The organism is Ralstonia sp. 22086 (assembly GCF_052045975.1).
Lineage (GTDB): Bacteria > Pseudomonadota > Gammaproteobacteria > Burkholderiales > Burkholderiaceae > Ralstonia > Ralstonia wenshanensis.
Genome location: NZ_JBQEPZ010000001.1, coordinates 1,085,311 through 1,098,125, shown reverse-complemented (window position 1 = coordinate 1,098,125; position 12,815 = coordinate 1,085,311). Strand labels below are relative to the sequence as shown.

Sequence of the window (12,815 nt, the reverse complement as noted above, 5' to 3'; positions counted from 1 at the left end):
CGTGGCGTTCAGCGATTGGAGGGTTAGAGACCGGCCGTCTTCAGTCGATTGGCTTGCGTGCGGATCACTGCAACCGGGTCGGCCGCGCCCCAGCCGATCAGGCCGAGCAGCTGGTTGACCTCATCCAGGTGGTTCCAGGCGTAATCCGTCGACAAGACCTGCCCGAACTTCGCGCTGCACACGGAGACGAGCCCATCGTTGGTTCCCGACCCCCGTGCCTGCATGACGCCGCCGCTGAACACCAGCACCGGATCAAACACGTCGAGAAGGTTGGTGGCGGTGGAGCGGCCCGTCCACGAATACAGTTTCTGCACGTTGCCGTTGCGCACGTCGGTGGCGCTGCCGGTGTTGCATCCGCTCGCCAGCCCGGCGCTGGGGAACGCCTTGTTGAAATCAGCCGCGCCCGACGTCGACAGAATGTGCAGCGCCGCAAATCCATTCTGCGGATTGCTGTTGCCGTTGAACCAGCCGAGCACCGAGCCGAATACATCGGCGCCGAGGTTCACGAGCGCCTGGAACGGGGCCGGTGTCGACTCCACGAAGTCCGCAAACTCCGATCCCTTGTGGGGCGTGCCGATGGTGGTGACGGAGGCCACGAGGTCCGGCACGACGGCTGCCGCATAGCGCGAGGTCAGCCCGCCCTGGCTGTGTCCAATGAGGTTGACCTTGGCCGCGCCCGTGGTGGCGAGCACGCTGCGGATCTGGCTGACGAGCTGTTCGCCGCGCACGGTTTCATCGTTGAAGGCGGATACGTCGGCCACGTAGACATTGGCGCCATTGGCGCGCAGGTCTTCAGGGATCTGGTACCAGTAGTCGACCACGCCGAGGAACTTGCTGGTGCCCGACAGGCCATGCACCAGCACGATCGGGTACTTGGTTGCGGCATAGGTGCTGGCGGCCTGGGCCGGCACAGCGGCACCCAGGGTGAGGGCGGATGTGGCCAAGACGGCGGCTGCAGCGTGCGTGCGCAGGAAGCTGCGCGCTGATCCATACAGAGCATGGAGCAGGGAAGTCTGTGACATTCGGTTGTCTCCTGGACATTGGATAGGTGGTCGACCTCTTTGGGCCGATCGCCCTCCGTTATCCGAAGCGCCGTGTCCGACGTCAACTGAAGTGGAGGTTTGGCTCTAATGCTGCGCTGCCGCGTGCGCAAATAAAAACCGGAGGGCGAGCCTCCGGTTTGGTAGGGTGCGATGCAACAACATCGCTGGGCTTATTCCTCTTGAAACGCCTCCTCGCGTTTTCTGTTGATGGCGGGCAGCGCCACCAGCAAGACCAGGATGCCCGCCGCAATCAGCAGCCCAAGCGACAGCGGCCGCGTGACGAACGTGGAGAAATCCCCACGCGAGAGCAGCAGCGCGCGGCGGAAGTTTTCTTCCATCATCGGCCCCAGCACAAAACCGAGCAGCATGGGTGCCGGTTCACAGCGCAGCTTGACGAACATGTAGCCGATCAAGCCGAAGAGCGCCGTCTGGAAGATATCGAATGTCGTGTTCGACACCGAATACACGCCAATGCAGCAGAACACCAGAATGGCCGGATACAGGAAGCGATACGGCACCTTCAACAGGCGCACCCACACGCCGATCATCGGCAGGTTCAGCACGATCAGCATCAGGTTGCCGATCCACATCGAGGCGATCAGGCCCCAGAACAGCGCGGGGTTGCTGGTCATCACCTGCGGGCCGGGCTGGATGTTGTGGATGGTCATCGCGCCCACCATCAGTGCCATCACCGCATTGGGCGGAATGCCCAGCGTGAGCAGCGGGATGAAGGACGTCTGCGCGGCAGCGTTGTTGGCCGATTCCGGACCGGCCACACCTTCGATGGCGCCCTTGCCAAACTCGTGTGAATACTTCGACGTCTTCTTCTCCAGCGAATACGACGCGAACGACGCCAGCGTCGCGCCACCGCCGGGCAGGATGCCCAGCAGCGAGCCGAGCGCCGTGCCACGCAGTACGGCCGGGATCATGCGCTTGAAGTCTTCGCGGCTGGGCCAGAGGTTGCGCACGTGCTCGACAAAGGTTTCGCGGTGCTCTCTCTGTTCGAGGTTGGCGATGATCTCGGCAAAGCCGAACACGCCCATTGCCACCGACACGAAGTTCAGCCCGTCGGCCAGCTCCGGCACGTCGAACGAATACCGCGCGGTGCCCGAGTTCACATCGGTGCCGACCAGGCCGAGCAGCAAGCCCAACACGATCATCGCTATTGCCTTGACGAGCGAGCCCGAAGCCAGCACCACCGCGCCGATCAGGCCCAGCACCATCAGCGCGAAATACTCCGCTGGCCCGAAGTTGAACGCGAATTCGGACAGCGGCGTGGCAAACGCCGCCAGCACCAGCGTGGCCACGCAGCCAGCGAAGAAAGAGCCGAGGCCGGCGGTTGCCAGCGCCACGCCGGCCCGCCCCCGCCGGGCCATCTGATAGCCGTCAATGGTTGTGACGACAGACGAGGATTCGCCCGGCAGATTGACGAGGATGGCCGTGGTGGAGCCGCCGTACTGCGCGCCGTAGTAAATGCCGGCCAACATGATCAGCGCGGCCACGGGCGGCAGCGCGTATGTGGCGGGCAGCAGCATCGCAATCGTGGCGATGGGGCCAAGGCCAGGCAACACGCCGATCAGCGTTCCGAGCACGCAGCCGATGAACGCGTAGATCAGATTCTGTATGGAAAGCGCGGTGGAGAAACCGAGCGCGAGATTGGCAAAGAGATCCATGGTGTCGTCCGCGTCCCGCTCAATTGCCGATGAAGGCAGGCCACACCGGAAACTGCAGCTTGAGCCCGTAGACGAAGGCCCCGAGGCTCATCACCACCATCACGATGGCCGTACCGGCGGCGCCCTTGAGCGTGAACTCGTGGCTCGCCATGCTGGAGACCAGCACGAGCACCACAATGGATAGGACCAGCCCAAGCGGTTGCAGCAGCAGCCCGAACAGCACCACGGAGCCGAGCACCCACAGCAGCGTCTTGACGTCCCAGCGCGGAATGCGATCGGCCACACCTTTGCGCGACAACGATTGCACGACTACGACCACGCCCAGCAGCACGAGCACCACGCCCAGCCAGAACGGGAAGTAGCCCGGGCCCATGCTGCCTGCCGTACCCATGCGGTAGCTGCGCGCCAGAATGGCAAACGCCGCACCAGCGACGATGAACATGATGCCGGATGCAAAATCCTGGTGACTGCGGATCACCGGACCACCTCGTTGATCGTTCTGCAAGTCGGGTCTCCTCGGAGTAGCGTGCTGCGCCGGGTGTGGCTGGCCGCCTTGTACCTTGTAAGGCGGCCAAGTTTGCACGCTAAGCAGACCGGCTTTCAAGCACCTTGCGGAGGGGAAGGCGGGCCTTCTCATGGCCCGGCGCGGCGCCTGGGCAGACGATTCAGGGTTTGTCCCTAGCGTTGCCTTGGGGAAACTTGGGGCCGCACAACGCGGTTGCGCGGCCCTGTGCATTTACATGCCGATGCCGCGTGCCATCAACACAGCCGCCAGCGGAATGAAGATGATCAGGTGCGACTCGATCATGACCCAACGCCGCGTCTTGGCAATTTCCGCGGGCGTGGGTACGAAGTTGGGCAGCGTCTTGCCCTGCTTCTTCCAGCGCAGGATCGTGACAGTCGGAATGATCGACATCAGCCCGATCAGGATGAACAGGCCAACCTTGACGTGGAATACCGGGTTGTGGACGTAGAACGCGTAGCCTTTGGCGCCGTAGAACACGCGCAGCAACCCCGTGATCAACACCGCGAGGGCAGCAAAGCCGAACACGGCGTCATAACGCGCCAGGCGCTTGCACGTCTCGGGCGTCATGTCCGGGCGCAGCACCACGGCCTCGGCGGTGAGAAAGACGATCAGCGTGAAGATCGATATGTAATGCAGGTAGGCCAGCAACGCATCAAGCCACATGAGGACCTCGTCTTGGGTGGAAGAAGTTGCGATTAGATGACGCCTTGCACGCGCAGGGCTTCGATCTGCTCGGGCGAGAAATCGAGCACGTCGCGCAGCACGGCGTCGGTGTGCTCGCCCAGCAGCGGCGGGTGGCTTGCGGCCTTGGGCGGCGTCGCGCTCATCTTGACCGGGCTGCCGACCAGCTTGACGGTACCGGCGCTCGGGTGAGGCAGGTCGACGCGCAGGCCGCGCGCCTGTACCTGCTCGTTGTCGAACACCTCGTCGAGCGAGTTGATCGGGCCGCACGGCACGCCGGCGGCTTCGAGCTTGTCGATCCATTCGCCTTTGCTGAAGCGCTTGACCATCTCGGCCAGGATCGGCACCAGCACGTCGCGGTTGGCCACGCGCTGCGGGTTGGTGGCAAAGCGCGGGTCGTCAGCCAGCTCGGGCATGCCGCCGGCATCCACAAAGCGGCGGAACTGCCCGTCATTGCCGACCGCCACGATGATCCAGCCATTGGACGCCTGGAACGTCTGATACGGCACGATGTTCGGGTGCGCGTTGCCCCAGCGCTTGGGCGCCTGACCGCTGGCGAGGTAGTTGGTGTTCATGTTGGCCAGCATGGCGACCTGCACGTCGAGCAACGCCATGTCGATGTACTGGCCCTCGCCGGTGCGGTCCCGATGGGCAAGAGCGGCCAGCACGGCCACGGTGGCGTACATGCCGGTCATCAAATCCGAAATGGCCACGCCGGCCTTCTGCGGGCCGCCTCCGGGCAGGTCGTCGCGCTCGCCGGTCAGGCTCATGAAGCCGCCCATGCCTTGCACGATGAAGTCGTAGCCGGCGCGCGCGGCGTAGGGGCCGGTCTGGCCGAAGCCCGTGATGGAGCAGTAGATGAGGTCCGGTTTCACCGCCTTGAGCGATGCGTAGTCGAGCCCGTATTTCTTGAGCTGGCCGACCTTGTAGTTCTCGAGCACCACATCCGCATGCGCGGCGAGTTGGCGCACGATGTCCTGGCCCTCGGGCGTGCTGATGTCGACGGTGATCGAGCGCTTGTTGCGGTTGGCGGCCAGGTAATAGGCGGCTTCGGCGGTGTCCTGGCCGGCTTCGTCCTTGAGCCACGGCGGGCCCCATGTGCGCGTGTCGTCGCCGGCGCCGGGGCGTTCTACCTTGATGACGTCGGCGCCGAAATCGGCAAGATTCTGCGCGCACCAGGGGCCGGCAAGCACGCGGGTCAGGTCGAGAACACGGAGATGGCTCAGAGCGCCCATGGATTGACGAATCGACACAATTGGAACGGGTGCACTCTACACCACGCCCCGGAAGGGGCGCAGCCCCATGCGACCAACCGGGGAAAATGCGGCGCAGAATGGACGCGACCCGGGCGCGAACCCCGTATAATCAACGGTTTGCACTAATCCAAGGCGCTCAGGAGCGGGATGCTCCAAGGCGCAATGCTGACTCCGGCACCCCGCGACATGAAAGCCTCCGATATCCGCCAAAAATTCCTGACCTTCTTTGAGGGCAAGGGCCACACCGTGGTGCGCTCCTCGCCGCTGGTGCCGGGCAACGACCCGACGCTGCTGTTCACCAACTCCGGCATGGTGCAGTTCAAGGATGTCTTCCTTGGTACCGACAAGCGCCCGTACGTGCGTGCGGCTTCCGTGCAGCGCTGCCTGCGCGCCGGCGGCAAGCACAACGACCTGGAAAACGTCGGCTACACCGCGCGCCACCACACGTTCTTCGAAATGCTCGGCAACTGGTCGTTCGGCGACTACTTCAAGCGCGACGCACTCGTGTGGGCGTGGGAGCTGCTGACGCAGGAATACAAGCTGCCGGCCGACAAGCTGTGGGCCACCGTCTACCAGACCGACGATGAGGCCTACGACATCTGGACCAAGGTCATCGGCCTGCCGCCCGAGCGCGTCGTGCGCATCGGCGACAACAAGGGCGCGCCGTACGCCTCCGACAACTTCTGGCAGATGGCCGAAACCGGCCCGTGCGGCCCGTGCTCGGAAATCTTCTACGACCACGGCCCGGACGTATGGGGCGGCCCCCCGGGAAGCCCGGAAGCCGACGGCGACCGCTACATCGAAATCTGGAACAACGTGTTCATGCAGTTCGATCGCCAGCTCGATCCGGCGACCGGCGAATACACGCTGACCCCGTTGCCCGCACCGTGCGTCGACACCGGTATGGGCATGGAGCGTCTGGCTGCGATCCTGCAGCACGTGCACAGCAACTACGAGATCGACCTGTTCCAGGCGCTCATCGCCGCCGCCGCGCGCGAGACCCACACCAAGGATCTGGCCAACAACTCGCTGCGCGTGATTGCCGACCACATCCGCGCGTGCTCGTTCCTGATTGTCGACGGCGTGATTCCGGGCAATGAAGGCCGCGGGTATGTGCTGCGCCGGATCATCCGCCGCGCCATCCGCCACGGTTACAAGCTCGGCTGCCGCGCAGCGTTCTTCCACAAGCTCGTGGACGACCTCGTCGCGCAGATGGGCGAAGCCTATCCGGAATTGCGCGAGGCACGCGACCGCGTGGTCGAGGTGCTGCGCACCGAAGAAGCCCGCTTCTTCGAGACCATCGAGCACGGCATGTCGATCCTCGACGGCGCGCTGGGCGAGCTCAAGGCGAACGGCGGCAAGATGCTCGACGGCGAACTCGCCTTCAAGCTGCACGACACCTTCGGTTTCCCGCTGGACCTGACGCAAGACGTCTGCCGCGAGAACGACGTGATCGTCGACGAAGCCGCCTTTGATGCCGCCATGAACCGCCAGCGCGAGCAGGCACGCGCCGCCGGCAAGTTCAAGATGGCCGCCGGCACGCTCGACTACACCGGCGACAAGACCACCTTCCACGGCTACGACCAACTCGTGCGCGAAACCGCGCGTGTGACGGCGCTGTTTGTGGATGGCGCATCGGTGCAGGAAATGCACCCGGGCCAGACCGGCGTCGTGGTGCTGGACCACACCCCGTTCTATGCGGAATCAGGTGGTCAGGTTGGCGACCAGGGCACGCTCAAGGCCGCGACCGTCTGGTTTGACGTGGCCGACACGCTCAAGGTGCAGCCGGAAGTGTTCGGCCATCACGGCGAGCTGCGCACCGGCGTGCTGAAGGTTGGCGACGCTGTGGCGGCGGAAGTGGACGCGGTGCGCCGCGCGCGCACCATGCGTAACCACTCGGCGACGCACCTGATGCACAAGGCGCTGCGTGAAGTGCTGGGCAGCCACGTGCAGCAGAAGGGCTCGCTGGTCGATGCGGAAAAGACCCGCTTCGACTTCTCGCACAACGCACCGATGACGCCGCTGCAGATTCGCGAAGTGGAAGCGCGCGTCAACGCAGAAATTTTTGCCAACGCGGCCACGAGCGCCCAGCTCATGGGCTTTGACGACGCGGTCAAGAACGGCGCGATGGCGCTCTTCGGCGAGAAGTACGGCGACGAAGTACGCGTGCTGTCGATCGGTTCGTCGAAGGAACTGTGTGGTGGCACGCACGTGGCGCGCACGGGCGACATCGGCCTGTTCAAGATCGTGAGCGAATCGGGTGTGGCAGCGGGCATCCGCCGCGTGGAAGCCATCACCGGCGACAACGTGCTGCACTACCTGCAGACGCTCGACACGCGCATCAACGAAGCGGCCGCCGCACTGCGTGCCCAGCCGTCGGAACTGACGCAGCGTATCGGCCAGGTGCAGGATCAGGTCAAGTCGCTCGAGAAGGAGCTGGAGCGCCTGAAGTCGAAGCTGGCCGCCAGCCAGGGCGACGAACTGGTGAGCCAGGCCGTGGACGTGGCCGGCATCAAGGTGCTGGCTGCCAAGTTGGACGGCGCCGATGCCAAGACGCTGCGCGAGACCATGGACAAGCTCAAGGACAAGCTGCAGACCGCGGCCATCGTGCTGGGCAGCGTGACCGACGGCAAGGTGGCGCTCATTGCCGGCGTGACGGCTGACGCCACGGCCAAGGTCAAGGCCGGCGAGCTGGTCAACTTTGTCGCCCAGCAGGTCGGCGGCAAGGGCGGCGGCCGCCCGGACATGGCGCAGGCCGGCGGTACGGAGCCGGATAACCTGCCGCAGGCGCTGGCCGGTGTGGCAGCGTGGGTGCAGCAGAAGGTGTGATGTAACCCCTTCGTATCGGATGCGCTGAACGGCGCGCGTTCCCGGCAACGGGGCGCGCGCCGTTCGTTTTTTGGGCCCCATTCCGTGCGCCGCGCACGCTTCGCAGACTTGTATAGGCCTGTTTGACAAGTCGGCTGGCAAACGCCTGCCGCTGGAGACAGGCCCCGCCATGGCCTATACCGGGAAAACGTTGCCGATTGTGTAGGGATTGTGTGCCGCTTGGCAGGCAACTTGCATCGGTTGCGCGCGCTGTTCCCCACAGCGCGGGTTGATCCCATTCCTATCCCCAAATCCGAGGAGAACCATGAGCGTCCTATCTGACAAGGTCGACGCCCCGCCACCGCAGCCGCCGCATCGGCTGCTCGGGCGCAAAGGCAAACGATTGGCGCGCGCCGTCGCGGTTGGCGCCTTGCTGGCGGCCGGCGTCGGTGCATCGACACAACCGGTTGCGCAACTTGCGCCCGAGTCGCACGCGCGCAAGGTCAAGGTGCTGATCATCAGCATGTTCGCGCCCGAGGCGCAGCCGTGGATCGACAAGCTGGGCCTGACGCAAGACGTGCCGGTGCCGGGCCTCTCCATCGATTATCCGAACGTGCATTGCAACGCCAGCGACGTCTGCCAGCTCACCACCGGCATGGGCAAGGCGAATGCTGCGTCGTCGGTGTCGGCGCTGATCTACAGCGGCAAGTTCGATCTGCAGCGCACGTATTTCCTCGTAGCGGGCATTGCGGGGATTGATCCGTCGCAGGGCACGCTCGGCAGCGCCGCGTGGGCGCGCTTCCTGATCGACAGCGACATCGCATGGGAGATTGATGCGCGCGAGGTGCCCGCCAGCTGGCCCAACGGCTTCATCGGCATCAATACGCAGGGCCCGGGGCAGAAGCCGCCGCTGGATTACAAGACCGAAGTGTTTCGCGTGAACGAGGCGCTGCTGCAGAAGGCGCTGGCGCTTTCCAAGGGCGCGGTGCTGGACGACAACGCCACCGCGCGGGCCTACCGCGCCAACTACCCGAGCGCACCGGCCAACCAGCCGCCCGCCGTCGTGCAATGCGACACCGCTGCCGGCAACACGTACTGGCACGGCGCCAAGCTGGGCGAGCGTGAAGCCGCGTGGGTCAAGCTGCTGACGGACGGGCAGGGCACCTACTGCACCACGCAGCAGGAAGACAACGCCACCTTCGAGGCGCTCACGCGCGGTGCGAAGGCGGGCCTGCTCGATCTGCAGCGCGTGGCCGTGCTGCGTACCGCGTCCAACTTTGACCGGCCGTATCCGGGGCAGACGCCGTATGACTCGCTGGTCAACAGCAACTCGGGCGGGTTCGTGCCGTCGCTCAATAACCTCTATCTGGCGGGCGGTCCGCTGGTCAACGAGATCGTCACGCGCTGGAGCGTGTGGAAACACGGAGTGCCCTCGCCATGATCGATTCCCGACTCAAGACACCCATGCGATCCGTCGCGAAGCTGTGCGCCGTGGGCTTGGCAGCGTTGACCTTGAACAGTTGCGCGTATGACGGGGTGAAAGTCATCGTCATCAACATGTTCCAGGGCGAGGCCCAACCCTTTATCGACCGCTACGACCTGAAGGAGAAGGTCTACATCTCCGGCCTGTCGCCCGACGCGCCGAACATGCTGTGCAACTACGACGGCATCTGCCAGGTCACCACGGGCATGGGCTATGCGAATGCCGCATCGACGATTTCCGCGCTGCTCTATCGCAGCAAGCTGGACCTTTCGCACACCTACTTTGTGATTGCCGGCATTGCGGGCATCGACCCGGGGCAGGGGACGGTGGGCTCGGCGGCGTGGGCGCGGTATGCGGTCGATTACGGCCTCTCGCATGAGATCGATGCGCGCGAGATGCCGGCTGGCTGGCCGTACGGCTACTTCGGCATCGGCACCAAGGGCCCCGGCGAGAAGCCGCCGATGGACTACCGCACCGAGGTGTTCCAGCTCAACGAGGCGCTGCTGCAGAAGGCGTACACGTTGTCGAAATCGGCGACGCTGGAAGACAGCCCCGAGGCCATCGCCTTCCGCAAAAACTACGCGTATGCGCCGGCCAACCAGCCACCCGCCGTCATCCAGTGCGACGTGGCCTCCGCCGATACATGGTGGGCCGGTCGTAACCTCGGTCAGCGCGCGCGTGACTGGGTGAAGACGATGACCGACAACAAGGGCACCTACTGCACGACGGCGCAGGAAGACAACGCCACGCTGGAAGTGCTCACGCGCGGCGCACGTGCCGGCAAGGTCGACTTCAGCCGCGTGGCATTGCTGCGCGCCGGGTCCGACTTCGACCGTCCGTACGACGGCCAAAGCGCCTCCGATGGGCTCATCAACTATGCGCAGCAGGGCGGCTTCGTGCCGGCCACGCACAATCTCGTCAACGCGGCCAAGCCGTTGTTGGACGAGATCGTGCAGCACTGGCCCCAGTGGAAACAGGGGGTGCCGGCGAATTAACAGTTGCTGACATCACATTTCAATCTATATAATGCGAATCATTCTCATTTGATGGAGGGCCACGGGCGAATGCCCACCCCCTGACCATCGCTCCAGCCGGGCGAGCCAGCGGGTTTCCACCTGCCAGCCAACGGATCGACGCGCCGCGTGAAGTTTTGCGGCGCGTTTTTTCATCCCCAACGCATGACTGCGTTGTCGCGCGTCTGGTTTTGCCACTTCTGATCGTCCCTTTGTCTGCGATGAACCGTCTTCTCGCGGCCCGCGCATTCTCCTGCGCGCTCGCCGCCATTCCTCTTGCCGTTTCCACGTTGGCCCATGCCGAAGAAAGCCAGCCCCGCGCAGCTGCCGCCACGGTCGATTTGAATGAGACCACCGTCACGGCAGGCAGCCAGCGGGGTTTTGCAGCCAGCACGGCGGAGGTCGGAGCATTCCGCGGCATGGCGTTGCGCGACATTCCTGCCACCGTGAACGTGGTCACGCGCGAGGCACTCGACGCGCAGCAAGACACGTCGCTGTACGACGCGCTGCGCAATACAGCCGGCGTGACGCGCCAGCAGCTTTCGGGCGAAACGTTCGACAACCTTGCCATCCGCGGCGTGACGCTGGAGAACCGCACCAATTTCCGCTTCAACGGCTCGATGCCGATTCCCGCGCTCACGGCAATGCCGCTTGAAGATAAGGAGCGCGTGGAGGTGCTCAAGGGCGTGTCGGCGCTGTATTACGGCTACACGACGCCGGGCGGCGTGGTGAACCTTGTTACGAAGCGCGCGGGCAACACGCCCGTCACCACGCTGGGCATGCAGTTCGACAGCAACGGCACCGCCGTCGGCACGCTCGACGTCGGGCGCCGCTTTGGTGAAGACAATCAATATGGCCTGCGCATCAACGCGGCGGGCGGCGCGCTGCAGTCGCCGACAAGCGGCATTGACGGCACGCGCCAGCTCGCCGCCATGGCATTCGACTGGAAGGTCAACAGCCGCCTGAGCCTGAAAGCCGACGTGGAATATTCGCGCAAGGTCATCACCGAACAGTCGGTGGTGACGCTGCCCGCTGCCAAAAACGGCGTCATCACGTTGCCTGCCATGCCCGACCCGAGCAAACGCATTGCGCCGGGCTGGGCCGACTTTGATGGCAACAACACCAACGCGCTGCTGCGTGCCGATTACGCGCTCGCCGATGCGTGGCTGCTGACGGTGGAAGGCGGCATGTCGGAGACGGCGCGCACGCGGGCGTTCTCGGAATTCAAGCTGACCAATGCGCTGACGGGTGCTGGCACGCTGTCCGGCCAGCGCCAGAACGGTCGCTGGAATACAAGCCACGTGCGGGCCGATATTTCGGGCACCGAGAAAACGGGCGGGGTGACGCATGACCTGACCTTCGGCATTGCGCGGTCCGACATGCGCCAGGCAGCCGTGTATTCGGACCGCTTCTCAGGTGTGCAGAATCTGTACAACCCCGTCGACCTCGGCTGGCTGCCGACCACCGGCACCGGTTTTACGGCCGAGCAGCGCGCGGTGGATACGGGCGTCTACGCGCTGGATCGCATGACGCTGTCGCTGCACTGGCAGGTGATCGCCGGCCTGCGCTACACGCGCTACACCAGCGAGCAGGCGCCCAACCGCTACGAGGCCAGCAAGACCACGCCGCTGGGGGCCGTCATCTACAAGTTCACGCCGGCGCTCTCGGCGTATGCGTCGTACGCGCAAGGGCTGGAAGCCGGCGCGCGGGCACCGAACACGGCCGCCAACGCCAATGTGGCCATGCCGCCGGCGCTGTCCGAACAGAAGGAAGTGGGCGTGCGCTACGAAACGCCGGCCGGCACACAGCTTGCCGCTGCCGTGTACGACATCGACCGGGCAGCGAGCTACACCAACGACGCAAACGTCTTCGTGCAAGATGGCCGCGAGCGGATTCGCGGTATCGAGCTGACCGCGCAGGGCCGCCTCACCAAGGACCTGTCGCTGCTGGCTTCCGCCGGCTGGACGGACGCGAAGTTCCGTGGTGTCGGTAATGGCCTCGACGGGAAAACCCCGGAGAACACGCCGCGCAGCACCGGCAGCCTCTTTGCCGAATACACGTTGCCGATGCTGCGTTCTGTCTCATTCAACGCGGGCGCGTACTACCTCGGCCCGCGCCCGGTGAACGATGCCAATCAAGCCGAACTGGGTGGCACCACGCTCTTCAGTGCAGGCGTGCGCTATGTGACACGCATCTCGGGCAAACGGGCAACGCTGCAATTCAATGTCGACAACCTGACCGACAAGCGCTACTGGGCGGGCGCCGGCAACAACCGTCTGTCGATGGGCGTACCGCGCCTCTTCAAGCTCGGCATGAAGATTGATCTGTGATG

9 protein-coding genes are annotated in these 12,815 nt (G+C 64.7%); 4 read left to right on the top strand and 5 right to left on the bottom strand.

The genetic code is table 11. The features are described 5' to 3' along the window. Positions 1–23: 23 nt before the first annotated feature. The 5 genes from ACTJK6_RS05105 to ACTJK6_RS05085 form a co-directional block, all read right to left on the bottom strand. Positions 24–1,022 (bottom strand): lipase family alpha/beta hydrolase, encoded by a 999-nt coding sequence (locus ACTJK6_RS05105; RefSeq protein ID WP_440816520.1) that lies wholly within the window; start codon positions 1,020–1,022, stop codon positions 24–26. 191 nt (positions 1,023–1,213) lie between these two features. Next, a complete protein-coding gene (locus tag ACTJK6_RS05100) occupies positions 1,214–2,716 on the bottom strand; it encodes a tripartite tricarboxylate transporter permease (protein ID WP_440838460.1) in 1,503 nt (500 codons plus the stop codon). A gap of 19 nt (positions 2,717–2,735) precedes the next feature. Continuing rightward, the gene (locus tag ACTJK6_RS05095) at positions 2,736–3,158 is read right to left on the bottom strand and encodes a tripartite tricarboxylate transporter TctB family protein (RefSeq protein ID WP_232042982.1); all 423 of its coding nucleotides are present in this window, start codon (positions 3,156–3,158) and stop codon (positions 2,736–2,738) included. Between the two features lie 294 nt (positions 3,159–3,452). Beyond that, positions 3,453–3,905 carry a DUF2214 family protein gene (locus ACTJK6_RS05090; protein WP_045204537.1) on the bottom strand — a complete coding sequence of 151 codons (453 nt, stop codon included), beginning with the start codon at positions 3,903–3,905 and terminating at the stop codon, positions 3,453–3,455. A gap of 32 nt (positions 3,906–3,937) precedes the next feature. Continuing rightward, positions 3,938–5,158, bottom strand: a complete 1,221-nt coding sequence (locus ACTJK6_RS05085) for a CaiB/BaiF CoA transferase family protein (protein WP_440838459.1) — start codon at positions 5,156–5,158, stop codon at positions 3,938–3,940. Between the two features lie 207 nt (positions 5,159–5,365). Between ACTJK6_RS05085 and alaS the strand changes: the two genes are divergently transcribed. The 4 genes from alaS (at position 5,366) to ACTJK6_RS05065 (ending at position 12,813) form a co-directional block, all read left to right on the top strand. Further along, positions 5,366–8,008 carry an alanine--tRNA ligase gene (gene alaS / locus ACTJK6_RS05080; RefSeq protein WP_433866638.1) on the top strand — a complete coding sequence of 881 codons (2,643 nt, stop codon included), beginning with the start codon at positions 5,366–5,368 and terminating at the stop codon, positions 8,006–8,008. A 304-nt stretch (positions 8,009–8,312) separates the two neighbouring features. After that, positions 8,313–9,428 (top strand): purine-nucleoside phosphorylase, encoded by a 1,116-nt coding sequence (locus ACTJK6_RS05075; RefSeq protein ID WP_440838458.1) that lies wholly within the window; start codon positions 8,313–8,315, stop codon positions 9,426–9,428. Next, a complete protein-coding gene (locus tag ACTJK6_RS05070; RefSeq protein ID WP_440838457.1) occupies positions 9,425–10,465 on the top strand; it encodes a purine-nucleoside phosphorylase in 1,041 nt (346 codons plus the stop codon). The genes ACTJK6_RS05075 and ACTJK6_RS05070 overlap by 4 nt, the downstream gene beginning before the upstream one ends. Before the next feature lie 239 nt (positions 10,466–10,704). Next, the gene (locus ACTJK6_RS05065; RefSeq protein WP_440838456.1) at positions 10,705–12,813 is read left to right on the top strand and encodes a TonB-dependent siderophore receptor; all 2,109 of its coding nucleotides are present in this window, start codon (positions 10,705–10,707) and stop codon (positions 12,811–12,813) included. The last annotated feature ends 2 nt before the right edge of the window (positions 12,814–12,815 follow it).

What these genes read in the sequence shown, in the direction of transcription:
- ACTJK6_RS05105 (WP_440816520.1), bottom strand. Translation starts at nt 1,022, where the DNA reads ATGTCACAGACTTCCCTGCTCCATGCTCTGTATGGATCAGCGCGCAGC.
- ACTJK6_RS05100 (WP_440838460.1), bottom strand. Translation starts at nt 2,716, where the DNA reads ATGGATCTCTTTGCCAATCTCGCGCTCGGTTTCTCCACCGCGCTTTCC.
- ACTJK6_RS05095 (WP_232042982.1), bottom strand. Translation starts at nt 3,158, where the DNA reads ATGTTCATCGTCGCTGGTGCGGCGTTTGCCATTCTGGCGCGCAGCTAC.
- ACTJK6_RS05090 (WP_045204537.1), bottom strand. Translation starts at nt 3,905, where the DNA reads ATGTGGCTTGATGCGTTGCTGGCCTACCTGCATTACATATCGATCTTC.
- ACTJK6_RS05085 (WP_440838459.1), bottom strand. Translation starts at nt 5,158, where the DNA reads ATGGGCGCTCTGAGCCATCTCCGTGTTCTCGACCTGACCCGCGTGCTT.
- alaS (WP_433866638.1), top strand. Translation starts at nt 5,366, where the DNA reads ATGAAAGCCTCCGATATCCGCCAAAAATTCCTGACCTTCTTTGAGGGC.
- ACTJK6_RS05075 (WP_440838458.1), top strand. Translation starts at nt 8,313, where the DNA reads ATGAGCGTCCTATCTGACAAGGTCGACGCCCCGCCACCGCAGCCGCCG.
- ACTJK6_RS05070 (WP_440838457.1), top strand. Translation starts at nt 9,425, where the DNA reads ATGATCGATTCCCGACTCAAGACACCCATGCGATCCGTCGCGAAGCTG.
- ACTJK6_RS05065 (WP_440838456.1), top strand. Translation starts at nt 10,705, where the DNA reads ATGAACCGTCTTCTCGCGGCCCGCGCATTCTCCTGCGCGCTCGCCGCC.